We start from the raw sequence: 22,788 nt of genomic DNA on the forward strand, positions 1-22,788 counted from the left end.
GCGCGGAACGCCGGTCATTCCCCCACGAGCGTCACCAGCCGCGACCTGCCGGTCGCGTCCTTGATGGCCTGCAGCACGACGTCGGCGTGCGGCTCCAGCGCGCTGACCTTGTCGAGCGGCGCGCCGACGACGAGCTGGAATCCCAGCCCGCGCCACGCGCCGACGGCGCGGCCGGCGAACCGGGCGTCGGCCTTGATGAAGGCCTCGTCGAGGAAGACGGGTGCGTACCGGGGGCGCTCCGCCCCGGCGTCGCCGAGCTGGTAGCGCAGGGCCGCGCCGACGATGAACGCCACGAGCTCCTGCGACTCGCCGCCGGACTTGCCGGCGATGTGGTCGTAGACGCTCACGTGGTTGCCCTCGAGGTCCACGCACTCGGCGCTGACCCGCACGTGGTCGCGCACGTCCACGAGGCGCCGCCGCTCGGGGCTGTCCGGACGGATGCGGTCGATCAGCCGGCGCATCCTCTCGTACCGGCGCTCGTGCTCGGCGAGCGGGACGTCGCCCGCCGGCGTGGTGGCGAGCTCGCGCAGCCGGCGCCGGAACGAGACGACGTCCGAGGCCTCGACCGGGGTGGCGGTGATGCGCAGCCGGTGGGCGTCGTCGCGGAACGGCAGCGTCGCGAGGATCGCGTTGACCGGCTCCATGCGGTCGCGGATCTCCGCGACGGCCTGCGCGATGCCGTTGTTCAGCCGGGTGAGCTGGTCGCCCGACATCTGCCGCAGGTGCGCCGACCACCGGTCGCGCAGCCGGTACAGCTGCTGGTACTCCAGGTCCTCGTAGATCCGCAGGAAGTCGGCGTACGCGCCGTCGGGGTCGGCGCTGCGGTTCGGGTCGGGCCAGGTGTCGTTGAACCGCTCGAACAGGGCCGCGAGGGCCGCACGCGCCGCGCGCTCCGCCTCCTCGGCGGCGTCCCGCGCGTGGTGCAGCTCGCGCACGACGGCGGCCACGGCCGTGGTGAGGTCCGCGAGGCCGCTGCCCGACGCGCCCGCCACGCCGGACCAGCCGACCTGCGCCATGAGCTCGGCAAGCCAGAGCTCCTGCTCGCCGGTGAGCTCGACCCCCTCCTCGTCGGCAAGGTCGACCGCGTCCGCGACCTGGTCCACCTGGTCGCTGAGCTGCTCCCACGCGGCGCCGAGCTCGGTGACACGCTGCTGCGCGGCGGCCCGCTCCCGGTAGAGCTCGTCGACGCGGGCGCGCAGGGCGTCCTCGTCCGCCTTGAGCGCGCGCAGCACGTCCGAGCCGGCGACGAGCGCCTCGAGCCGGTCCCGCCGCTCGGCGAGCCGCTCCTCGGCGCCGCGCACGTCCACGTCGTCCCAGGTGGCCCGCAGCGCGTGGCTGTACGCGACGAAGTGGTCGGCCTCGCCCTTCTGCCGCAGCCGGGCGCCCGCGAGCGCCTCGGAGGCCTGCCGCAGGTCCTGGTGCGCGGCCGCGATCTGCTCGGCGAGCTGCTCGAGCCGCCGGTGGTTGCTGAAGCCCAGCGCCGACGCCCGGCCCTGTCCGCCGTGCGCACCTCGCCGGCCCTCCGACGTCTGGCCCGACCGCGAGAGCGCCAGGTCGTGCCGGGCCAGCTCGCTCGGGTCGTCCACGCAGACGTAGGCGAACCGCTCCGCCAGGCGGCCGGCGAGCCAGCCGCCGAAGGGCCCGGCCTTGACCTCGAGCCGCCCCGGGAGCAGCGCCCGGTCGGCCTCCTCGTACAGCGCGAGCCCGGTGGGGACGCCCTCGAAGCGCACGCGGACGGGCGAGCGGACGGCGTCGATCGCGGACCGGAACGCGTCGAGGCGCGCCTCGTCGACCAGCACGGTGACGGCGAAGCCCCCGAGGGCGAGCCCGATCGCGTCGCGCCAGGGCTCGTACTCGCCGCGCACCTCGAGCAGCTCGCCCACGAACGGCAGGTCGTCGGGGCGCAGGCCCGCGGCCCGCGCCAGCGCCTCGCGCGCCTCGTGCAGCTCGCGCGGCACGTTGCCGCGCCGCGCCTTGAGCGACGCCTCCTCCCGTTCCAGCTCGGCCAGGGACCGCATCGCCTCCTTCTCGCGCGCGGCGGCCTCGACGACGGACTCGGACAGCGCGTCGGTGTGGGTGTCGCGCTCGTCCAGGTACCGGCGGGCGTCGGCGTGCAGGGCCTCGAGCTCGCGCCGCGTCCCCGCGTCCCGCTCCAGCGGTGCCAGGTGGCCCTCGAGCTCGGCGCGGGCGCGCCGGGCCTCGGCCAGCCGCTGCTCGGCGGTGCGCACGTCGCGCTCCGCGGCCTCGATGGCGTCGCCGCCGTTGCGGCGCTGGTCGGCGCGCACCTGCTCCAGCTCGCCCTGGGCGGCGGTGAGCCGCTCCTCCGCGACGGCGACCCGCTCGGCCGCGGCCTTGTGCTGGGCCCGGTTCTCCGCCTCGCCGGCCCGCAGCAGGTCGAGCTGGGTGCGGTCGCGCCAGGCGGTGAACGGCGTGGGACGGGCCGACTCGGTGCCGGGTCCGGTTCCACCGGCGCCGCCGTCGGGCCCGAGCGCGTCCACGAGACCGCGCCGCGCCGCGGCGTCGTCGATCGCGACCCGGTGCTCCAGCATCGGTCGCAGCACGTCCACCTGCCGCTGCGCCGTGTCCATCTCGGCGCGCACCTCGCTGAGCTCGTCGAAGTGCTCGACGGCGCGCTCGGCCACCCGGATCGTCTCGGGCTCCTCCAGCACCATCGCCTTGTAGAGCGAGTCCACGGTGGTGATCTGCTGGCCGGCCTGGATCCGCCCGAGCAGCTGCATGGCCTTCTCGCCGTCGCCCGCGGCGCCGATGCCGAGCGCGGCGTGCAGGCGGGTGGCGAACGCCTTGTCCGTGTCGAACGACGCCAGCCCGGCCGCGGTGAGCCCGGCCTTGCCGAACCGCTGGGCCGCGAGCGGCTCGAGGTCCCGCAGGCTGAAGTCCGCGTCGACGACGGCGCGCACCGCGACCGTCTCGTCGGCGCGCTGTGCCCCGCGGGGCACGTACCAGGCCCGCAGCGCCGTGAACCGCTCGCCCGCCTGCGAGGACCACGTCATGGCGATCGCCGACCAGGTGTCCGACGTCTCGCCGCGCAGCACGCGGTCCTTGGCCCGCGCGGACCCCGCCGTGCGCTCCTCGTCGAGCTTGCCGCGCGCGTAGGAGACGACGTTGCGCTGCTCCTGCCCGCGCGCGCGCCCGCTCGTGGCCGTGTTCGACGCGCCGTTGAACGGCGTCGTGTGGCTCATCATCAGGGCGATGTACGCGTCGAGCAGGGTCGACTTGCCGGACCCGGACGCGCCCGTGAGCAGCGTCGTCGTGCCCGCGAACCGCACCTCGTGGTACCCGTGGTAGCCGCCCCAGCTCACCAGCTGCATGGAGCGCGCCGTCCACTGCCGCCCGTCCGACGCCGTCGGGATGAGCCCGAACAGCGACTGCTGCATCCGGGGTGGGGCGACCTGCTCCGCCGCGTCGCTCGTGATCGTCACGCGCGGGCCTCCTCGTCCTCGTCGACCGCGTCGGTCTCGTCCTCCGTGGTCTCGACGGGCTCGACCGCCGGGTCGCGCAGCCACGACGTCAGCTCCCGCAGCCGCTCCACGGGGAGCAGGATCTCCACGACGGGCTGCACGCGGTAGCGGCCCTCGGCGACCTCGTCCAGCACGTGCTCGCGCACGAGCGTCGCGACCGCGTTGTCGACCTCGCGCCGGCGCGCGGCCAGGTTGGTCTCGTCCGCGGCGAGGAACCCGAGCGCGTAGTCCACGAGCTCCTCGGCGTCCACGTGCGCGGCGCGCTCGCCCGCGCCCTGCTCCTGCCGGAAGCGGTTGCGCGCGAACAGCATGAGCAGCGTCTCGACCCGCTTGTACGGCTCGTCCTTGAGGAGCACGGGGATGCTCAGCCCCGCCTCGCGGACCTGCCGCTTGTAGGCGATCTCGTAGTCGCGGTCGACGACGAGCTCCACGAACAGGTCGTGGCAGCGCGAGGCGAGCACGTTCTGGTGCGCCAGCAGCGCCTTCCACTCCGCCGGGTGCGCCGCCGCGGACAGGTAGCGCCGCTGCAGCACCAGCGCGAGCGCGCGGCGCGCCTCGTACGGCAGCACGCCCGTGTCGCCCGCGAACAGCGACGCGTCGTCGTCGGCCAGCGCGGGCACCTCGACGAACGCGGCCCCGCCCACCACCGGCTCGGTCGCCGGCTCGGGAGCCCGCTCGGTCGTCGTGTCGGTCATGCGTCCTCCTCGTCGTCGGGCGCGTCGCCGGGAGCCGTGAGGCCCACGAGCGGCACGACCAGGTCGCGCGTGCTGCCGTCGGCGCGCACGGCCGTCACGCGGCGCAGCCGTGCCGCGGGCACGTCACCCATGCCGCCGTCGCCGCCGAGCGCCTCGTCGAGCGCGTCCGGCGCTGCCAGCTCGAGGTAGCCCAGCAGCTCCACGGGCCGACGCAGCTCGGCCGGGCCGGCCGCGAACACCTCGTCGGCCGTGGCCCCGCCGCGCTCGCGCAGCACCCGCGCCGCATGGGCGACGGTCTCCTCGTAGCGCGGGCCGCCCATGCCGCGCAGGCCTCCCAGCACCTCCCCCGGCGCACCCGCGGCGTCGTGGCCGGGGTCGTCGAGGTCGGCCAGCGCGTCGGGCGGGGTGTCGGGGCGCAGGTCGTGCAGCTGCGCCCGGAACCGGCCGAGACGCGCCCGCTCGAGCCAGCGCAGCGGCTCCACGCGCGCCGCCCGGCCCGACGTCGGGAACCACTCCGCCATCGCCGCGGTCGCCTCGCGCAGCGCGGCGTCCAGCTCGCGGTCGCGCAGCGGGTTGTGCACGGTGAGCTGCTGCGTGATGGTCCGCGACGCGCGCGCCTGCGCGTCGAGCACGCCGTCGACGGCGGCGAGCAGCTGGGAGTACAGGGCCCGCACGGACTCCCGGCGGTCCGCGGGCAGGTCCGCGGCGAACGGGTGCGCCAGCACCGCCCGGACCCGCTCGTCGACCTGGCCGAGCAGCTGCGGGTCGCGCAGCAGCTCCATCGCCCCGGAGAAGGCGCGCCCCTCGGGCGTGCGCTGCATGAGCGAGTCGGAGGCCTCCAGGTAGGCGCCCAGCACCTCACCGGTCGGGCGCTCGTCCTGGCGCAGGCCCGTGACGATGCTGCGCTGCAGCTCCGCGATCGACTCGGCCACGCGGGCGAAGTCGGCGGGCAGCTCCCGGACCAGCGCGGCCACGTTGTCGAACTGCTCGACCAGCCGGTCCGTGGGCGCCTGCACGACGGGCCCGCCGGCGTCGAGTCGGGCCAGCTCGGCCTCGGCCACGGCGATCTCGTCGCGCGCGCGGGCGACCTGCTCCCGCAGCGCCCGCTGCTGCGACTCCCGGTCGGGTCGGGCATCGCGCGCGAGCCCGTCCAGGGCCACGAGCAGCGTGCGGATGCGCGACTCGCTGACCAGGGCGCGCGCCCCCTGCGTCCGGTCGACGAACGCGAGCGCCTCCGCCGCGTGCGAGCTCACCTGGTACTGCTCGACGCCGTCGTCGTCGAGCGCGCGCACCAGCCAGCGGCCCGCCACCCAGCGCGAGCACAGCGCGCGGGCGGCGTCGTCGGGCACGTCGTGGCCGGCGGCGCGCGCCTCGGCGAGCAGGTCCTCGACCTCCACGTGCATCTGCTCGGTCGGCACGGTGGCGCGGCCGGGTGTGAAGATCAGCGACAGCAGGGCGACGACCAGCGGCCCCTCCTTGCGGTGCAGGAGGGCGAGGGAGGGTGTGCCGAAGGCGCCCTGGCTGCGTGCCAGGGCGCCCTCGAGGCGGACGGTCGCCAACTCAGACGACGATGTTGACGAGCTTCGGCGCGCGCACGATCACCTTGCGCACCGTCGCACCGTCGATGGCGCGGACCACGTTCGGCTCCGCCAGGGCGGCGGCCTCCAGGTCGGCGTCCGAGATGGACGGCGCCACCTCGAGACGCCCGCGCACCTTGCCCTTGACCTGCACGACGCACGTCACGGTGTCCTCGACCAGGTACTGCTCGTCGGCGGTCGGGAACGGCTCGCGCGCCAGCGAGCCGTCGTGCCCGAGCCGCTGCCACAGCTCCTCCGCGATGTGCGGGGCGATCGGCGCGACCATGAGCACCAGCGGCTCGACCGCCGCGCGCGGCACCTGCTCCAGGGACGTGAGGTGGTTGTTGTACGTGATGAGCTTCGCGATCGCCGTGTTGGGCCGCATGTGCTCCATCTCGACGCGCACGTCCGCGATCGCACGGTGCATCGCCCGCAGCGTGGCGGTGTCGGGCTCGTCGTCGGTCGCGACGAGCGCGCCCGTCTCCTCGTCCACGACGTTGCGCCACAGCCGCTGCAGGAAGCGCTGCGACCCGACGACGGCGCGCGTCTCCCACGGGCGCGACAGGTCCAGCGGGCCCATCGACATCTCGTACACGCGGAACGTGTCGGCGCCGTACTGCTCGTACATCTCGTCCGGCGTGACGACGTTCTTCAGGGACTTGCCCATCTTCCCGTACTCACGGTTCACGGGCTCGCCCCGGTACGTGAAGCCGGTCTGCTCGTCGCCCTCGACCTCGCCGGCGGGCACGTAGGCGCCGCGGGAGTCGGTGTAGGCGTAGGCCTGGATGTACCCCTGGTTGAACAGCTTGCCGAACGGCTCCAGCGACGACACGTAGCCCAGGTCCAGCAGCACCTTGTGCCAGAACCGCGCGTACAGCAGGTGCAGCACCGCGTGCTCGACGCCGCCGACGTACAGGTCGACGCCGCCGGCCGGGCCGGACGTCGCGTTGTGGCGCGGGCCCATCCAGTACGACTCGAGCTCCGGGTCGACGACGGCGGTGCCCTTGGCGGGGCCGTCGGTCGAGTCGGTCGGGTCCAGGTAGCGCAGGTAGTACCAGCACGACCCGGCCCAGTTGGGCATGGTGTTGGTGTCGCGGCGGTAGGTCTTCGGCCCGTCGCCCAGGTCCAGGGTGACGTGCACCCACTCGTCGTTACGGCCCAACGGGGCCTCGGGCGAGGAGTCCGCGTCGTCGGGCTCGAAGGTGCGCGGCGCGTAGTCGGGCACGTCGGGCAGGTCGACGGGCAGCATGTCGGCCGGGATCGCGACCGGGCGGTCGTTGGAGTCCCACAGGATCGGGAACGGCTCGCCCCAGTAGCGCTGCCGGCTGAACAGCCAGTCGCGCAGGCGGTACGTGGTCGTCCCCTCGCCGACGCCGCGGGCGCTCAGCCACGCGGTGATCTTCTCCTTGGCCTCGGCCACGCCGAGCCCGTCCAGGCTGATCTCGTCGTTCGAGGAGTTCACCGCGACGCCGTCGCCCGTGTACGCGCCGGCGAAGTCCTCGGGCAGGCCGCCGGCGGGCTCGACCGTGCGGATCACGGGCAGCTCGAACGCCTCCGCGAAGTCGAAGTCGCGCTGGTCGCCGCCGGGCACCGCCATGATCGCGCCCGTGCCGTAGCCCATCAGCACGTAGTCGGCGGTGAACACCGGGACCGTCGCGCCGTTGACGGGGTTGACGGCCAGGTGGCCGGTGAAGACGCCGGTCTTCTTGCCCGCGTCGGCCTGCCGCTCGACGGCGGTCTTCGCGGCGGCCTCGCGGCGGTAGGCGGCCACGGCCTCGACGGGCGTCGCGTGCCCGCCGGTCCAGACGTCGCGCGTGCCGTCGGGCCAGGACGCGGGGACCTCGTCCAGCAGCGGGTGCTCGGGCGCCACGACCATGAACGTCGCGCCGAACAGCGTGTCCGGGCGGGTGGTGAACACCTCGACCTGCGCGCCCGCGCCGGCCGCGTCGTAGTCGCTGGTGCCGACGACGTCGAACCGGACGTTGGCGCCCGTGGAACGGCCGATCCAGTTGCGCTGCATCGACTTGACCTTCTCCGGCCAGTCGATGAGCTCCAGGTCGTCGGTCAGGCGGTCGGCGTAGGCCGTGATCCGCATCTTCCACTGCCGCAGGGACTTCTGGAAGACGGGCATGTTGCCGCGCTCGGAACGGCCGTCGGACGTGACCTCCTCGTTGGCCAGGACCGTGCCCAGGCCGGGCGCCCAGTTCACGGGCGACTCGTCGACGTAGGCCAGCCGCTGCGCGTCCAGCACGTCGCGCCGCTCGTCGTCGGACAACGCGTCCCACGACCTGCCGTCGGCCAGCGTGCGCTCGCCCGAGGCGTACTCGGCCTCCAGCTCGGAGATGCGTCGCGCACGGCCCTTGCCGCCGTCGGCCTCGGCGTCGTACCAGGAGTCGAAGATCTGCAGGAAGATCCACTGCGTCCAGCGCACGTACTCGGGGTCGATCGTGGCGAACGTGCGACGCGAGTCGTGCGCCAGGCCCATGCGGCGCAGCTGACGCTTCATGGTGACGATGTTCTGCTCGGTGGTGGTGCGCGGGTGCTGTCCCGTCTGCACCGCGTACTGCTCGGCGGGCAGGCCGAACGCGTCGTAGCCCAGCGCGTGCAGCACGTTGTCGCCGCACATCATGCGGAACCGGCCCACGACGTCCGTGGCGATGTAGCCCAGCGGGTGCCCGACGTGCAGCCCCGCCCCGGAGGGGTACGGGAACATGTCCATGATGAAGAACGGCTGGCCTGCGGCGTTCCGGCCGTCGCCGTCCGTGAGCGCACCGTTCGGGTTCGCCGCCCAGAAGGTGCCGCGCTCCTCCCACAGGTCCTGCCAGCGCTCCTCGATCTGCTGGGCGAGGGCGGGCGTGTAGCGGTGGGTGGGCTCCTGGGAAGGCGCGGTCGGAGCCTCGGATCGGGCGGGTGCGGTGTCGGGCGTGCTCACCCGGCGAGTCTAACGGCCGGGACCGCACGACCCGGCCGGATATTCACACCCCGAAGGACTCGACCAGCGGCCCACCGACGGCCAGCAGCAGCCAGCCGACCGCGACGACGTACCCGATGATCAGGACCAGGCCGCGGTTGCGCACGACGGCGCGGCGCAACCCGTCGCTCGCCGGCAGGTGGCCCTCCTGCACGGCGTGCACCACCTGGAACCACAGCAGCGGCCACACGATGGTCCACACCACCATGCAGGCCGGGCACAGCCGCACCAGCGCGTAGAAGCTCGACCACATGAGGAAGAAGATCAGCAGCTGGGCGAGCACCGTCACCGCGAGCAGCGACCGGTGGTACCACCGCGGCAGCCGCGCCCCCGCGAGCAGCACCACGCCCGTGGTGATCACCACGGGGAACGCCGCGACCCCGATGTAGGGGTTCGGGAAGCCGAGCAGCGTGCCCTGCCAGGACATCATCGCGACGCCGCAGTCGAGGAAGACGTTGAAGCTGCAGCTCGTCACCCGGTTCGGGTCGAGCAGCTTGAGGTACTCCTCGATCGCCAGCCACGACGCCGCACCGAAGCCGATCCCGCCCAGCACGGTCAGCAGCACGCCGTACGCGCGGGCGGTCAGGCCGCGCGCGGGTGTCGCGGGCATGCCCTCCCCCGCCGCGTCGTCGGGGATGTCGTGGGTCTCGTCGCGCACGCTCGGGCTCACGGGCGCGACCGTACCGCACGTTCCTGGGGGCCCGGCCCGACGACGTCGGCGAAGCCCCGCCGGGACCCTCGGCGCCAGGTCAGCCCGCGTGCGCCACGCGCTGCCGGCCGAAGGCCAGCACCATCGCCAGGCCCACGAGAGTGAGCGCGACGCCGACCCATGCGGGCGCGAGGTACCCGTAGCCCGCGGCGATGACGAGCCCGCCGAAGAAGGCGCCGCTCGCGTTGCCGATGTTGAGGGCGGAGTGGCACAGGGCCGCACCGAGGGACTGCGCGCGCGGCGACAGGTCCATGAGCCGGGTCTGCATCGCCAGGCCGAGGGTCTGGGACGTGACGGCCAGCAGGAAGAGCCCGACGACGGCGGGCACGGGCGACGTCCCGACCAGCGCGAACAGGACCAGCGACAGGGCCGTGGCGACGAACCCGCCGACCACCGTGCGCAGCACGTTCCGGTCCACCAGCCTGCCGCCGAGCAGCGTGCCGACGGTCATGCCGACCCCGAAGACGGCGAGCACCCAGGGCACGGCGCTCTCGGACATCCCCGCGACCTTGGTGACGGTCGGTGCGACGTACGTGTAGACGGCGAACAGACCGCCGAAGCCGATCGCACCCGCGGCGAACGAGATCCACAGCGGACCGTTGCGCAGCGTGCCCAACTCCTTCCGGACGCTGGAGTCCACGGGTCCCCGCTCGGGCACGAAGCGCCAGATGCCGAGGAGGGTCACGGCTCCGAGCACCCCGATGACGACGAACGCGGCGCGCCAGCCGAGGTTCTGCCCCACCGCCGTCGACAGCGGGACCCCGACGACGTTCGCGACCGTCAGGCCGGTCATCATCATCGACACGGCGTGGCCGCGCCGGCCCGGCCCCGCCACCGCGGCGCCGACCGCGGCCCCGACACCGAAGAAGGCGCCGTGCGGCAGGCCGGCGAGGAACCGCCCGACGACCAGGCTCTCGATGCCGGGCGCGGCCGCCGACAGCACGTTCGCCACCGTGTAGAAGCCCATGAGGCACAGCAGCAGCCGCTTGCGGGACATCCGCGCGGCCGCGACGGTCAGCAGCGGCGCGCCGACCACGACGCCGACGGCGTACGCGGTGATCGCATGGCCCACCACCGGGTCGCTGACGCCCAGGTCCGCGCCGATCTGCGGCAGCAGGCCCATCGTGGCGAACTCGGTGGTGCCGATCGTGAACCCGCCGACGGCGAGCGCGAACAGCGCGGCCCCGACGTGCTCGGGGCGGGGTGTGCGGCCGGTGCGGGCCGTGGCGTCGCTCGCGGGCGTGGTCGTCGAGGTCACTCGCCTCTCCTCGGGATCGGATCGCGCACCGGGATGCTCGAATCGTTTCGAGACGAGGCGTCGACGGCGGTGCGCCGTCCAAGCGCTCACGTCGTCGGGGAACCGGGTCAGCCTACGCGCGCACGACCCAGATGCGCGAGGCCGCCAGCAGCCCGAGATCCACGCCGACCTCGCGTCCGTCCGCCTCCCACGTCACGCCGACGGTCCCGGCGAACTCCCGCCGGGACGTCAGCCGCACCGGCAGGTCCAGGTCGATGCCGAGGTCGGCCAGGTACCGCAGCGCCTCGGGATCGGCGTCGGAGATCCGGGCGACCACTCCCCCGGCGCCGGCCTCGAGGTCCACCAGCGGCACCGCCTCGGGGCGCACCACCCGCCCGTCGGCGAACGGGATCGGGTCGCCGTGCGGGTCGCGCTCCGGGTGGCCGAGCCGCGCGGAGATCCGCTCGACGAGCCGGTCGGACACGGCGTGCTCCAGCACCTCGGCCTCGTCGTGCACCTCGTCCCACGCGTACCCGAGGTCGCGCACCAACCACGTCTCCAGCAGCCGGTGCCGCCGCACCATCACGAGGGCGTAGCGCCGGCCCAGCTCCGTGAGCCAGACCCCGCCGTACGGCTCGTGGCCCAGCAGACCCTGCGTCGTCAGGCGGCGCACCGTCTCGGAGACGGTGGACGGGCCCACGCCCAACCGGTCCGCCAGCAGCCCCGTCGTGACCTTCTCGTCCGACCACTCCTGCGCCGACCAGACCGCCTTGAGGTAGTCCTGGGCGACGGGGGTGAGCTCGTCCGGGTCGACGGCCTGCGGCGGCGTGGTGGGGCCTGGCGTGGTGGGTTCGGGCACGGTCCGAGCCTATCCGGGCGACCGCCCCTACGGCCCCGACGCCTCGTCGGCCGGCGGCACGACGTCGGGCACCGGCTCGCGCTCGCCCACCGTCGCCGCGCCGTCGGGCGTGACGCTCACGACCTGCACGTCGAGCATCCGCCGCGTCGCGGGGTCGAACCGCAGCACCGTCATCTCGGCCGTGCCGTGCAGCGGCCCGACGGTCGGCTGGTTGGGCGCCGCGCCGGCGGTGGAGCCGTTGACGTACCGGACGCCCTGCCCCACCTGCTCCGGCCCGGACCTGCTGTGCGTGTGCCCGGACACCTGGAACGGCACGCACCCCGTCTCGAGGGCGTCGAGGCCCACGGACGGCGTGTGGATCAGCAGCAGGTCGACGCCGTCGCGGTCCTCGCACGCGGTCGCGGCGAGGTCCGCCGCCTGCTGCTCCGGCGTCCGCTCGCGCGCGACGTTCGTGCCGACGCCGACGCGCGTCTCGAGCGCGTCCCGGTCCCCGAGGATGCGGACCCCCTCGACGTCGACCACCTGGCCGTCGAGGATCTTCTGGCCGTGCGCCGCCTCCTGGTCGGACGTGACCTGCGAGTCGTGGTTGCCGTCCGACACCACCATCGGCACCCCGCGCGGGACGGCCGAGGCGAACGAGTCGACGCAGACCTTCTCCACCGACGTGCCGTTCATGGTGGTGTCGCCCGCGTTGAGCACGACGTCGGCTCCGGAGCGTTCGATCGTCGTGCGGATCAGCGGCGTCATCCCCGTGTTGCAGTGCAGGTCGGAGATGACGACGAAGGTGACCGGCTCGTCCTCCGGGCCGCCGCTCGGCAGGGCGCGGGGCGGGGCGGCCGGCGCGGTGGGCTCGGCGGGACCCGGGGACGCGAACTGGGTGCCGGCCGCGGTCGCGGACGCGGCCGCCTCGGAGGCGAGCCGCGCGTCCCACGCGGCCGACAGGTCGTCGTCCGCGCTCGCGTAGAACTCCTCGTTGTCCTCGTACAGCTTGACGAGCTGCCCGCCGTAGGTGTCGATAACGCCGGCGAGGCGCCCGGTGATCCGCGCGCCCTCCAGCGCCGTCCCGGCGAAGACCGGCGAGGCGGGCTCCCCCTGGGCGGTGCTGCCGACGGCGCCGGACGTCACCGTCGTCACGACGAGGGCCACGACCACCACCCCCGCGGTGATCTCCCCCGTCCGGGGGGCCATCGCGTCGGCGAGCTCACGTCGTCGCCCGGACCCCAGCAGCCAGCGCACGGCGAACCCCACCGCGACCACCACCGCGGCGGCGCCCAGCGAGCGCCACAGGGCGTTCTCCACCAGCGCCAGGGCGACGCTGCGCACGGCGACGTCCGGGCTGGAGAAGAACTGCAGGTAGCTCTCGAGGTCCTGGCTCAGTGCGGTGAGGGTGTTGGCCGCACCCACCGTGGTCAGGTCGGCGGGGATCTCCTTGACCACCACGTCCACGCCCAGCCCGAGCGGGAGGGGCGAGTCGATCTCGAGCGTGCCCAGCGGGCCGAGGTCGACCACGACGAGGCTGTCGTTGGTCACCGAGTAGACGGCCTCGTGGGGCCCGAAGCCGAGCTCCGTGGTGGCGGTGCTGACCCCGAAGACGAGACACGCCACGGCCGCGGTCACCCCGGCGAGGGTCCAGCGCACCCAGCGCGGCGGCGTCCGGCGCGCGCGCCTCGCCCGCCCGCCGGGGGGCGTCTCGTCCGTGGCCACCGCCGCGGCGGTGGTGGCGTCCACCGAGGGCTCGTCCGAGGTGTCCGCCGAGGTCGGCTCGTCGTGCTGGTCGCTCATCGCGTCCACCCTCGCCGAACGCGGGCGGCGGCGCCACCGTCCTCGCCGGTGGCGCCGCCGTCGCGGGTGTGACACCGCCCTCACGGACGGCGTCGGGCGTCAGGAGCGCACGGCGCGCAGCGTCGTCAGCGCGATCCCCGCGGCGACGAGCACCGCGACGAAGCCGATCGCGGACGTCACGACGACGCCGCTGCCGAACGCCGCGTGCGCGGAGTCCAGCAGGGCCTGCGCCTGGCCGGCCGGCAGGTCGGCCGCCACGCTCGTCGCGCCGCCGAGCGTCTCGGCGGCCGACGCCGCGTCCGCGGCGGGCACGCCCGACGGCACCACGACGTTCGCGTGGTACGACCCGGTGAGGATCCCGCCGAGGACGGCGGTGCCCAGCACCGCGCCGACCTCGTACGCGGTCTCGGAGATCGCCGAGGCGGCGCCCGCCCTGGCGGCGGGGACCGTCGAGACGATGAGGTCGTTGGAGACGGTCTCGGCCGACCCCACGCCGATCGCCAGGACGACGAACGCGAGCCCGAGCCAGCCGGCCTCGCCGCGCCCGGCGACGAGCGCCGTGACGAGGTAGCCGACGGCGGACAGCGCCAGCCCGGCCGCGACGACGTGCGACGGTCGCACGCGGCGCACGACCTTCACCACGGCGAGGCCCGCGACGACCATCGCCACGGTGCCCGGCAGCAGCACGAGCCCCGCCTGCACGGGCGAGAGTCCGATGACGAGCTGCAGGTCCTGCGACACGAAGAACAGGAAGCCGACCAGCGAGAACACCGACAGCAGGTTCACCAGCACGCTGCCGGTGAAGGCGGGCACCGCGAAGAGGCGCACGTCGAGCATCGGGTTCCGGCGGCGCAGCTGCCGGCGCACGAAGAGCACGCCCATGAGCAGCCCGACCGCGATCGACGCGAGGCCCAGGGAGGGCAGCGCGCCCTTGGCGAGCGTCTTGATGCCGAACACGACCGGGGTCATCGCCGCCATGACCAGGACGATCGAGACCGGGTCGACCGGGCCCGGCGCCGGGTCGCGCGACTCGGGCACGAAGACCGGCGCGAGCACGAGCAGCAGGGCCAGCACCGGCACGGCGAGGAGGAACACGGAGCCCCACCAGAAGTGCTCGAGCAGCAGGCCGCCGACGATCGGTCCCACGGCCGAGCCCGCCGCGAAGCCCGCGGCCCAGATCGCGATGGCGAGGCGACGCTCGTCGCGGTCGGTGAACACGTTGCGCAGCAGCGACAGCGTGGACGGCATGAGCATCGCACCGAAGAAGCCGAGGCCCGCGCGGCCGGCGATCAGCGCGCCCGCGGTCGGCGCGAAGGCCGCGACGGCGGACACGACGGCGAAGCCGACGGCCCCGATCAGGAGCAGGCGGCGGCGGCCGACGCGGTCGGCGACGGAGCCCATCGGCACGAGGAGGCCGGCGAGCACGAGCGGGTAGACGTCGACGATCCACAGCAGCTGCGTGCCGCCCGGGGCGAGGGCCTCCGAGATCTGCGGCAGGGCGAAGCTGAGGACCGTGTTGTCGATCGAGACGAGCAGCACCGGCAGCATCAGCACGGCGAGGGCCGCCCAGCGACGCCCGGCGCCGGCGGGGCGCGCGGGGGCGAGGCGGCTCGTGGCCGAGGGAGTGGGGTGCGTCGTCACCTGGGTCTGAGCCATGAACCTGAGGTGCCTTTCACACGCTGCGGACGGCCGGGGCGACATGGTGATGCCGAACTTCCGCACCGTCCAGCCGGTACAGTAACACCTCGCCACTAGGCTGTCGACATGCCTCCCGCCCCCGCCGCCCGAGCCAAGGTCCTGCGCGCGTTCGCCGAGCTCCTCGTCGAGTCCGGGGAGCGAGCCGCGACGCTCGACGCGGTGGCCGAGCGGGCCGGCGTGTCCAAGGGCGGCCTGCTCTACCACTTCCCCTCCAAGGACGCCCTCGTCGAAGGGCTGCTCGACCACCTGGCCGTCCTCACCGCCGCCGACGTCGACGCCATGCGCACCGCCCCCGAGGGCGCGACCGACTACCTGCTGCGCACCTCGACCGTCATCGGCGGCGAGTTCGAGGTCGTGTACCTCGCCGCGTCCCGGGTCGCGCAGGGCGCCTCCCCGCGCGCCCGCGCCGTCCTCGACGACGCGCAGACCGCCTGGACGGCCGCCGTCCAGGACGAGCTGGGCGACCCCGTGCTCGCGCGGGCCGTCTCCCTCATGGGCGAGGGCCTCTACACCCTCGCCTCCGTCGGCGCGACCGGCCCGGACGACCACGAGATCGACGAGCTGCTGACGCTCGTGCGCGAGATCGCCGCCGCCCGCGCCCCCGCCGGGGGCGCCCCGGCGTGACGGGGCGGGCTCAGCCCGTCTTGCGCTCCGCCGTCTTCGTCGTGGGCGTCTTCTTCGCAGGCGCCTTCTTGGCCGGCGCCTTCTTCGCGGGCGCCTTCTTCGCCGCAGGCTTCGTCGCCGGGGCCTTCTTCTTCGCGGGGGCCTTCTCCTCCGCCTCGCCCTTCGACCCGCCCTTCGACCCGCCCTTCGACCCGCCCTTCGAACCCGAGACGCTCCGGCGCAGCGCCTCCATGAGGTCGATGACGTCCGCGTCCTCCTTCTCGGGCTGCTCGCCGAACGTCTCGGAGGTGTCGAGCGCGTCGCCCTGCTCGATCTTGGCGTCGATGAGCTGGCGCAGCTGCACCTGGTACTCGTCCTCGTACTCCTCGGGCGCGAAGTCGGCCTCGTAGCTCGCGACGAGCTGGCCGGACATCGCCAGCTCCTTGTCGGACACCGTCACGGACCCGTCGAGCGAGGGGAACGCGGCCTCGCGCACCTCGTCCGCCCACAGCAGGGTCTGCATCACCAGCACCTCGTCGCGCACGCGCATCGCCGCCAGCCGGGTGCGCTGGCGCAGCGCGAACTTCACGATCGCGGTGCGGTCCGTCTCCTCGAGCGTCCGGCGCAGCAGCACGTACGCCTTCGGGCTCTTGGAGTCCGGCTCGAGGTAGTAGGTGCGGTCGAGCATGATCGGGTCGATCTGGTCGCTCGGCACGAACTCGACGACCTCGATCTCCCGGTTCGCCTCCGCCGGCAGCGCCGCGAAGTCGTCCTTCGTGAGCACCACGGTCCGCTCGCCGTCGTCGTAGGCGCGGTCGATGTGCTGGTACGGCACCTCCTCGCCGTCCAGCTCGCACACCCGCCGGTAGCGGATGCGCCCTCCGTCCTCGTCGTGCACCTGGTGCAGCGGCACGTCGTGGTCCTCGGTCGCGCTGTACAGCTTGACCGGCACGTTGACCAGGCCGAAGGTCACAGCGCCCTTCCAGATCGCCCTCATGCGACCATCGTCACGCGAGCCGCCGGACCCCGCCAGCGTGCGCCGGCGCCGGCCGGGCGGATGTCGGACGCCGCGCCTACGGTCTCGCCATGGACACCGCCACGACGCGCGAGGTCGCGCACGCCTACGCCGCGACGCTGGAGCGCCGCGACTGGGCCGCCTTCGGCGCACTCCTCGACCCCGACGTCGTCTACGAGATGCCGCAGAGCCGCGAGCGGATCCGCGGCCGCGACGCGTACCTCCGTTTCAACCAGGAGTACCCCGGCGACTGGCACCTGACCGTGCGGCACGTGGTCGCGGACGGCGCCCGGGCCGCCCTGTGGCTCGACGCGCGCGTGGGCGACGAGCGGATGATCGCGAACGTCTGGCTCGACGTCTCCGACGACGGCCTGGTCCGGCGCGTCACCGACATCTGGCCCGAGCCGTCCGAGCCGCCGGCCGGGCGCGAGCACCTGGTGGAGCGGTACGACGCCGGCTGACGGGCCGGTCCGACCTGCCGCGGCGTCAGCCGACGAGGCCGAGCACGCCCACGACGCCCACCAGCAGGGCGAGCAGCATCGAGACGCCCACCAGCACGGCGTGCACGGTGAAGAACCGGGTGGGGCGACCGGCGTCGTCGCGGGCGCGGGGGTCCTTGGTCACGCGGCGCCAGAACGAGGGCCACACCGCCAGGTTCCACAGGGCGGCGACGAGCAGGACGACGGACCAGACGACGGGGATCTCCACGGTGTCGAGTATCGGCCACGACCCGTCCGGCGAGGAAACCCTCAGGCGAGCAGGCCGCCCTGCAGCGCCAGGAGCACCGCCCGGGTGCGGTCCTTGGCGCCGAGCTTGAGCAGCACGTTGGACACGTGGTTCTTCACGGTGCCTTCCGCGAGGTAGAGGGCGTCCGCGATCTCGCGGTTCGACCACCCCTGGGCCATGAGGCGCAGCACCTCCCGCTCCCGCCCGGTGAGCTCCGCCTGCGCGACGTCGGCCGGCGCGGGCCCGGAGCGGACCGCCCGCAGCAGGCGCGCCGTCACCGCGGGCTGCACCAGGGTGTCCCCCGCGGCCAGGGTCCGCACCGCGTCCGCGAGCTGCTCCAGCGTCACGTCCTTGAGCAGGTAGCCCCGCGCCCCCGCCTGCAGCGCACGCAGCACGAGAGCGTCGTCGTCGAACGTCGTCAGGACGAGGACCGCGACCTCCGGCCCGGCGGCGCGCAGCGTCTCCAGCGCCCAGATCCCGTCGCGGCCGGGCATCCGCAGGTCGAGCAGCAGCACGTCGGGCTCGTGCTCCCGGACCGCGTCGACCGCCGTCGCGCCGTCCTCGGCCTCCGCGACCACGTCGATGCCGCCCGCGATCTCCAGCAGGCTGCGGATGCCGTGCCGCACGAGCGTCTGGTCGTCGGCGAGCACGAGGCGCACGCGGTCGCGCGGCCCCCCGGGCGCGGGGCGCGCCGTCACGACGCCGCCCGCGCGGCGAGGCGTGCCCGCACCGTGAACCCCGCCGACGCGTCGAACGTCGCGCCCCCGCCCAGGGCCTCGGCCCGTTCGACGATGCCCGCGAGCCCGTGCCCGATCCGGACCGGCTCCGAGCCGAGGCCGTCGTCGCGGGCGACGAGGGTGAGGGCGCCGTCGTCGTCCGCCGCGACCTCGATCCGCAGCACCGTCGCCATCTCCGCGTGCCGCACGGCGTTGGTCACGACCTCCTGGGTGACGCGGACCAGGGCCGCCGTCTGTTCCTCGTCCGCGACGACGTCCTCGGCGACGTCGACCTCGACCCGCGGGGACGGCACGGCGGAGGCGACGGCGGCGAGAGCCTCGCGCAGGTCCGGCGCGCGGCGGCGCAGCTCGCCCACCGTGGCGCGGACGTCGCCGAGGAGCTCGCGCGCCACGGTGCGGGCCCGCTCCACGTGATCCGCCGCGCGCTCGGGCGGCAGGTGCGCCGCGGACTCGAGCTCCAGCGTCAGCACCGTGAGCTGGTGCCCGATGAGGTCGTGCAGCTCGCGGGAGATGCGCAGGCGCTCGGACGCGCGGGTCGCTTCCTCGCCCAGCACCGCCGCCGCGGCGAGCTCCGCGTGGGCGACGGTCAGCTCGGTGCGCATCCGTTGCTCGCGCTGCAGCGCCACGCTCACCGCCGCGCTGGCCACCTGCAGCAGGAGGTAGAGCCCGAGCGACAGCACGATCTCGAAGGGCCGCGCGTCCCCCGGGGCGAGCAGGAAGGCGACGAGCAGGGCCAGCGTGTTCGCCACGATCACGGCGACGACCACGCGCGTCGGACCGACGTACGTGCTCAGCGCGGCGCCGAAGACCAGCAGGATGGGCAGCCAGCCGATCCCGGGCACCGTGATCACGAGGGCCGCGGTCAGCAGCGCCTGGGCCGCGAGACCGGCGTAGGCGGCGCGGGTGCGGGGCGGCCGCAGGACGACGACGACCGTCGCGGCGAGCCACGCGAGCGCCAGCAGCACCCAGACGGCGAGCGGCACGAGCATCCGGTCCGGCTCCGCCACGAAGGGCACGGGCACGACGACCGCCAGGCAGACGACGAGGATCGTCAGCCCGGACGTCTCCTCGGGTCCCAGCCGGCGCACGGTACCCACGCTATCCGGCGAGCCCGGACGACGAGGAGTGCCGGAAGTCATGGGCGCAGGTCGTGACCGGCGGCACGCGCGACGGCGCCGGCCGCGTCCGTAGCGTCGCCGCCATGACCGCACTCGTGGCGCAGCACCTGCGCAAGACCTACCGCACCCGGGGCCGCGGCCGCCCACCGGTGGTCGCCCTCGACGACGTGAGCCTCTCCGTGGGACCGGGCGAGGTGGCCGGCGTGCTCGGCCGCAACGGCGCCGGCAAGTCCACCACCGTGGAGCTCCTGGCCGGCGCCCGGTCCCCGGACTCCGGGCGGGTGCGGGTGCTCGGGCTCGACCCGCGCACGGACCGCGGCCGGGTGCGCGGCGTGCTCGGCGTCCAGCTCCAGGGCGCGTACCTCCACGGCGCGCTGACGGTCCTCGAGCTCGTGCGCCTGTACCGGTCCTTCTACCCGCGCGGCCTGGACCCCGACCTGCTCGTCGAGCGCGTCGGCCTGGGCGCCTCGCGCGACGTCCGCTTCGAGAAGCTGTCGGGCGGGCAGCAGCAGCGGGTCTCGGTCGCACTGGCCCTCGTGGGGGCGCCGCGGGCCGTCATCCTCGACGAGCTCACCACCGGCCTGGACCCCGAGGCGCGGCGCAGCATGTGGTCGCTGGTCGAGGACCTGCGGGCCGACGGCGTCACCGTCCTGCTCGTCAGCCACCTCATGGAGGAGGTGGAGCGGCTGTGCGACCACGTGACGATCCTCGACGCCGGCCGTGTCGTCGCGCGCGGCACCGCCGCCGAGCTGATCGACCTGGCCGGCCTGCGGCCCACCGTCACCCTGCGCACCGACGACCCCGGCGCCGCCGACCTCCTGACCCGGCTGCCCGTCGTCGAGCACGTCGACGCGACCGGCCCGCGGCTCGTCGTCGCGGGCGCCGCGGCGGCGGGGACGACGGCGGCGGACGACCCGTCCCGCGGCGACCTGCTGCACGCGGTGGGCGCAGCGCTCGCCGCCGCGGGCGTCGTCGCGACCGAGACGCAGCTGCGCCGCCCCACCCTCGACGACGCGTTCCTCGCCCTCACCGGAAGCCCCCTGGAGGCATCATGACCACCGCCCGCCATCCCACCACCCCCCGCGTGCTGGAGCTGCCCGAGCCGGGCGCTCCCCCGCGCCCGGTGCGGCCCGGTGCGGGGGCGTGGCTCGCGCTCACGGTCGCCGAGGCTCGGATGGTGGCCCGCGACACGGCCGGGCTCGTGATCCCGCTCGGGATGCCGTTGCTCATCCTCGTGATGAACGGGCTGGCGCCGGGCCTGGACCAGGTCGTCCCCGGGACGGGCGGGCGCACGCCGCTGGACGTCTACGTGATCCCGCTGACGCTGACGATGGTGGTCGCGACGGTCGGCGTGATCAACATGCCGAGCTTCCTCGCCTACTACCGCCGCTCCGGGATCCTCAAGCGCCTCGGCGTCACCCCGGCGTCCCCGGCGATGGTGCTCGGCGCGCAGGCCTTCGTCGGGGTGGTGCAGATCCTGCTGGGCATCGCCATCGCCCTCGGCGTCGCGTTCGTGTGGCTGGGCGCCTCGCCGCCGGCCGACCCGTGGGTGGCGGCGGGCGTGCTGGCGCTGGCGATCGCCGCGATGTACGCGGTCGGGATGTTCGTGGCCGCCGTCGCGCCGACGCCGGGTTCCGCGGTGGCGATCGGCCTCGTCGCGTTCTTCGGCCTCGCGGCGCTCGGCGGGATGTTCGGGTCGCGGGAGAACCTGCCCGACGCGCTCGCCACGCTGGGCGGCTGGCTCCCCTTCGGCGCCTCCGTCGACGCGCTCGGCGCGGCGTGGGCCGGCGTCGCGTTGCCGGGGTCCGCCCTCGTCGGGTTGGGGGCGACCACCGTCGTCGCGGGCGGCGCGGCGGCCGCGTGGTTCCGCTGGGAGTGACGGCCCCGGGCGGCGCACGCGCGGCCCGGGGCCGGTGGCCTCAGAGGCCGACCGCGTCCAGCTTCGCGGAGAGCTCGGCGTCCGTGGGCTCGACGAAGAACTCGCCGTCGGGGAAGACGACCACGGGGATGTTCTTGCGGCCGCTGATCGCCTCGGCGTCGTCGGCCCGCGTGGGGTCGGCGACGAGGTCCACGTTCACGTACTCGACGCCGCGGGTGTCGAGCACGCGCTTGGCGCGGCGGCAGTCGCCGCACCACGTGGCCCCGTACATCGTGAGGGTCGCGGGGCGGCGGAGGTCGGTCGTGGTGTCGTCGGTCATGCGCAGCACCATACCCCCATGGGGTTAGTGAGCGGAGAATCCGCCGTCCACGAACAGTGACTGTCCGGTCACATAGCCGGACGCCGGGCCGGCGAGGAAGACGGCGGCGCCGGCGAAGTCGTCGGGCAGCCCGTTGCGGCCCACCATCGTGCGGGCCGCGAGCGCCTCGACCCGCGCCGGATCGGACTGCAGCCGGGCGTTCAGCGGCGTGAGGACGAAGCCGGGCACCAGCGTGTTGGCGGTGACGCCCCGGGACGACCAGGCCTCGGCCTGCGAGCGGGCCAGCGACTCCAGGCCGCCCTTGGACACCCCGTAGACGCCGGACTGCACGAAGGCACGGTGCGCCTGCTGGGAGGACACGTGGATCAGCCGGCCGAACCCGCGCTCCGCCATGCCGGGCCCGAAGCGCTGCCCCAGCAGGTAGGGCGCCTCGAGGTTGACGGCCATGGTCGCGTCCCAGGTGGCGTCGTCCGTCTCCCCCAGCGGCGGCCGCAGGTTGATGCCCGCGGAGCTGACCACGACGTCCGGCTCGCCGAAGACGGCGGCCGCCTCCTCGGCCGCCGCCCGCACGCCGGCCCGGGTGCTCAGGTCCGCGCTGACGCGGTCGACGGTGCAGCCGTGCGCCCGCAGCTCCGCGACCGTGTCGTCCAGCTCCGCCTCCCGCCGGGCCAGGACGACGACGCGCGCTCCGGCCCGGGCGAGCGCGCCCGCGATCGCACGCCCGATGCCGGAGCTGCCGCCGGTCACCAGAGCGGTCCGGCCGTCGAGGGAGAACAGGGAGGACAGGTACGCGTCGGTCACGCGGAGAACCCTGCCACGGTTCGTGGATCTCTCCGCCCTGCGGTCGATCCGCGGCGGAGGCGAGGACCGACGACCCAAGGACGGGCCGGACGAGCGGTGACGGCATCGCTGGGCGCGCGGCCCCCGACCTCACGCCCCCTGGATCGTCATGCGTCGCCGCGGACCAGACGGACGTCGGGGAGCACCTCGACGGTGTCGTCGCCGAACGTGCTGTAGTCGAGCGAGTAGAGCCTGCCGTCCTCCACCCAGAGCTCGAGGACACCGAGACCGTCGTCCCCGTCGACCACCTCGAGAGAGGCGATCGTGCCGCCGTCGTGCGGGGGAGGGATCCTCGGCAGACCCGGCACGGCCGGGACGTCGAGGAGGAAGCACGCGTCGCCCTCGTGGTCCTTGCCGCCCCACCGCGCGTGCGCGAGCTGCGCCCTGGCCTCCGCGGCACCGCGCCACGACCCCGCGCAGACCCGCTCCAGGAGCGCGCGCTCGTGGGACGTCAGCGCCGTTCCCGGTGCGCGGGGTGCCTCGACGGGCGGGTCGTCCATGCCGGACATCGTGGCAGACCGGGACGGCCCGCGTCCGCCGGGCA

General features: G+C 74.6%; 20 protein-coding genes. 4 read left to right on the plus strand and 16 right to left on the minus strand.

Annotated features, from left to right (window positions below; translation table 11 throughout):
* Window positions 1–14: 14 nt before the first annotated feature.
* The 9 genes from ACFQ8E_RS08325 to ACFQ8E_RS08365 form a co-directional block, all read right to left on the minus strand.
* Window positions 15–3,440 carry an ATP-binding protein gene (locus ACFQ8E_RS08325; RefSeq protein WP_430550100.1) on the minus strand — a complete coding sequence of 1,142 codons (3,426 nt, stop codon included), beginning with the start codon at window positions 3,438–3,440 and terminating at the stop codon, window positions 15–17.
* Window positions 3,437–4,174, minus strand: coding sequence for a DUF4194 domain-containing protein (locus ACFQ8E_RS08330; protein ID WP_430550101.1), 738 nt, complete (start codon window positions 4,172–4,174; stop codon window positions 3,437–3,439). The genes ACFQ8E_RS08325 and ACFQ8E_RS08330 overlap by 4 nt, the downstream gene beginning before the upstream one ends.
* Window positions 4,171–5,733, minus strand: coding sequence for a DUF3375 domain-containing protein (locus ACFQ8E_RS08335; RefSeq protein WP_430550102.1), 1,563 nt, complete (start codon window positions 5,731–5,733; stop codon window positions 4,171–4,173). The genes ACFQ8E_RS08330 and ACFQ8E_RS08335 overlap by 4 nt, the downstream gene beginning before the upstream one ends.
* A gap of 1 nt (window position 5,734) precedes the next feature.
* Window positions 5,735–8,683 (minus strand): leucine--tRNA ligase, encoded by a 2,949-nt coding sequence (gene leuS / locus ACFQ8E_RS08340; protein WP_430550103.1) that lies wholly within the window; start codon window positions 8,681–8,683, stop codon window positions 5,735–5,737.
* Between the two features lie 43 nt (window positions 8,684–8,726).
* Window positions 8,727–9,392 carry a vitamin K epoxide reductase family protein gene (locus ACFQ8E_RS08345; RefSeq protein WP_430550104.1) on the minus strand — a complete coding sequence of 222 codons (666 nt, stop codon included), beginning with the start codon at window positions 9,390–9,392 and terminating at the stop codon, window positions 8,727–8,729.
* A gap of 79 nt (window positions 9,393–9,471) precedes the next feature.
* On the minus strand, window positions 9,472–10,689 hold the full coding sequence (locus tag ACFQ8E_RS08350; RefSeq protein WP_430550105.1) for an MFS transporter: 1,218 nt from the start codon (window positions 10,687–10,689) through the stop codon (window positions 9,472–9,474).
* A gap of 112 nt (window positions 10,690–10,801) precedes the next feature.
* Window positions 10,802–11,527: a metal-dependent transcriptional regulator gene (locus tag ACFQ8E_RS08355; RefSeq protein ID WP_430550106.1), complete on the minus strand. Its 726-nt coding sequence runs from the start codon at window positions 11,525–11,527 to the stop codon at window positions 10,802–10,804.
* 27 nt (window positions 11,528–11,554) lie between these two features.
* On the minus strand, window positions 11,555–13,309 hold the full coding sequence (locus ACFQ8E_RS08360) for a metallophosphoesterase family protein (RefSeq protein WP_430550107.1): 1,755 nt from the start codon (window positions 13,307–13,309) through the stop codon (window positions 11,555–11,557).
* 99 nt (window positions 13,310–13,408) lie between these two features.
* A complete protein-coding gene (locus tag ACFQ8E_RS08365) occupies window positions 13,409–14,965 on the minus strand; it encodes an MFS transporter (RefSeq protein ID WP_430550108.1) in 1,557 nt (518 codons plus the stop codon).
* 108 nt (window positions 14,966–15,073) lie between these two features.
* Here ACFQ8E_RS08365 and ACFQ8E_RS08370 point away from each other — a divergent pair, with 108 nt between their 5' ends.
* On the plus strand, window positions 15,074–15,631 hold the full coding sequence (locus tag ACFQ8E_RS08370; protein ID WP_430550109.1) for a TetR/AcrR family transcriptional regulator: 558 nt from the start codon (window positions 15,074–15,076) through the stop codon (window positions 15,629–15,631).
* A gap of 10 nt (window positions 15,632–15,641) precedes the next feature.
* Here the strand turns inward: ACFQ8E_RS08370 and ACFQ8E_RS08375 are convergent, their stop codons facing one another.
* Window positions 15,642–16,607 carry a Ku protein gene (locus ACFQ8E_RS08375; RefSeq protein WP_430550110.1) on the minus strand — a complete coding sequence of 322 codons (966 nt, stop codon included), beginning with the start codon at window positions 16,605–16,607 and terminating at the stop codon, window positions 15,642–15,644.
* Window positions 16,608–16,696: 89 nt separating this feature from the next.
* Here ACFQ8E_RS08375 and ACFQ8E_RS08380 point away from each other — a divergent pair, with 89 nt between their 5' ends.
* Window positions 16,697–17,086, plus strand: coding sequence for a nuclear transport factor 2 family protein (locus tag ACFQ8E_RS08380; RefSeq protein WP_430550111.1), 390 nt, complete (start codon window positions 16,697–16,699; stop codon window positions 17,084–17,086).
* A gap of 25 nt (window positions 17,087–17,111) precedes the next feature.
* On the opposite strand, the gene ACFQ8E_RS08385 is transcribed toward ACFQ8E_RS08380, so the two are convergent.
* From ACFQ8E_RS08385 to ACFQ8E_RS08395, 3 genes are read right to left on the minus strand one after another with little or no spacing between them, the layout of a single operon-like run.
* Window positions 17,112–17,333 carry an SCO4848 family membrane protein gene (locus ACFQ8E_RS08385; RefSeq protein WP_430550112.1) on the minus strand — a complete coding sequence of 74 codons (222 nt, stop codon included), beginning with the start codon at window positions 17,331–17,333 and terminating at the stop codon, window positions 17,112–17,114.
* Window positions 17,334–17,374: 41 nt separating this feature from the next.
* On the minus strand, window positions 17,375–18,049 hold the full coding sequence (locus tag ACFQ8E_RS08390; RefSeq protein WP_430550113.1) for a response regulator: 675 nt from the start codon (window positions 18,047–18,049) through the stop codon (window positions 17,375–17,377).
* Window positions 18,046–19,176: a sensor histidine kinase gene (locus ACFQ8E_RS08395; RefSeq protein ID WP_430550114.1), complete on the minus strand. Its 1,131-nt coding sequence runs from the start codon at window positions 19,174–19,176 to the stop codon at window positions 18,046–18,048. Before ACFQ8E_RS08395 ends, ACFQ8E_RS08390 begins: the two co-directional genes overlap by 4 nt.
* A gap of 113 nt (window positions 19,177–19,289) precedes the next feature.
* On the opposite strand from ACFQ8E_RS08395, the gene ACFQ8E_RS08400 reads away from it, so the two are divergent.
* The gene (locus ACFQ8E_RS08400) at window positions 19,290–20,261 is read left to right on the plus strand and encodes an ABC transporter ATP-binding protein (RefSeq protein WP_430550115.1); all 972 of its coding nucleotides are present in this window, start codon (window positions 19,290–19,292) and stop codon (window positions 20,259–20,261) included.
* Window positions 20,258–21,085, plus strand: coding sequence for an ABC transporter permease (locus tag ACFQ8E_RS08405; protein WP_430550116.1), 828 nt, complete (start codon window positions 20,258–20,260; stop codon window positions 21,083–21,085). Before ACFQ8E_RS08400 ends, ACFQ8E_RS08405 begins: the two co-directional genes overlap by 4 nt.
* Before the next feature lie 40 nt (window positions 21,086–21,125).
* On the opposite strand, the gene ACFQ8E_RS08410 is transcribed toward ACFQ8E_RS08405, so the two are convergent.
* The 3 genes from ACFQ8E_RS08410 to ACFQ8E_RS08420 form a co-directional block, all read right to left on the minus strand.
* Window positions 21,126–21,404: a glutaredoxin family protein gene (locus ACFQ8E_RS08410; protein WP_430550117.1), complete on the minus strand. Its 279-nt coding sequence runs from the start codon at window positions 21,402–21,404 to the stop codon at window positions 21,126–21,128.
* A 24-nt stretch (window positions 21,405–21,428) separates the two neighbouring features.
* The gene (locus ACFQ8E_RS08415) at window positions 21,429–22,205 is read right to left on the minus strand and encodes an SDR family NAD(P)-dependent oxidoreductase (RefSeq protein ID WP_430550118.1); all 777 of its coding nucleotides are present in this window, start codon (window positions 22,203–22,205) and stop codon (window positions 21,429–21,431) included.
* A 146-nt stretch (window positions 22,206–22,351) separates the two neighbouring features.
* Window positions 22,352–22,744: a hypothetical protein gene (locus tag ACFQ8E_RS08420; protein WP_430550119.1), complete on the minus strand. Its 393-nt coding sequence runs from the start codon at window positions 22,742–22,744 to the stop codon at window positions 22,352–22,354.
* Between the last annotated feature and the right edge of the window lie 44 nt (window positions 22,745–22,788).

This window comes from Isoptericola sp. NPDC056573, assembly GCF_042793335.1.
In the GTDB taxonomy this organism is placed as follows: domain Bacteria; phylum Actinomycetota; class Actinomycetes; order Actinomycetales; family Cellulomonadaceae; genus Isoptericola.

Coding starts and splice junctions, on each gene's coding strand:
- ACFQ8E_RS08410 (WP_430550117.1), bottom strand. CDS start 21,404: ATGACCGACGACACCACGACCGACCTCCGCCGCCCCGCGACCCTCACG.
- ACFQ8E_RS08420 (WP_430550119.1), bottom strand. CDS start 22,744: ATGGACGACCCGCCCGTCGAGGCACCCCGCGCACCGGGAACGGCGCTG.
- ACFQ8E_RS08405 (WP_430550116.1), top strand. CDS start 20,258: ATGACCACCGCCCGCCATCCCACCACCCCCCGCGTGCTGGAGCTGCCC.
- ACFQ8E_RS08375 (WP_430550110.1), bottom strand. CDS start 16,607: ATGAGGGCGATCTGGAAGGGCGCTGTGACCTTCGGCCTGGTCAACGTG.
- ACFQ8E_RS08380 (WP_430550111.1), top strand. CDS start 16,697: ATGGACACCGCCACGACGCGCGAGGTCGCGCACGCCTACGCCGCGACG.
- ACFQ8E_RS08365 (WP_430550108.1), bottom strand. CDS start 14,965: ATGGCTCAGACCCAGGTGACGACGCACCCCACTCCCTCGGCCACGAGC.
- ACFQ8E_RS08400 (WP_430550115.1), top strand. CDS start 19,290: ATGACCGCACTCGTGGCGCAGCACCTGCGCAAGACCTACCGCACCCGG.
- ACFQ8E_RS08370 (WP_430550109.1), top strand. CDS start 15,074: ATGCCTCCCGCCCCCGCCGCCCGAGCCAAGGTCCTGCGCGCGTTCGCC.
- ACFQ8E_RS08360 (WP_430550107.1), bottom strand. CDS start 13,309: ATGAGCGACCAGCACGACGAGCCGACCTCGGCGGACACCTCGGACGAG.
- ACFQ8E_RS08330 (WP_430550101.1), bottom strand. CDS start 4,174: ATGACCGACACGACGACCGAGCGGGCTCCCGAGCCGGCGACCGAGCCG.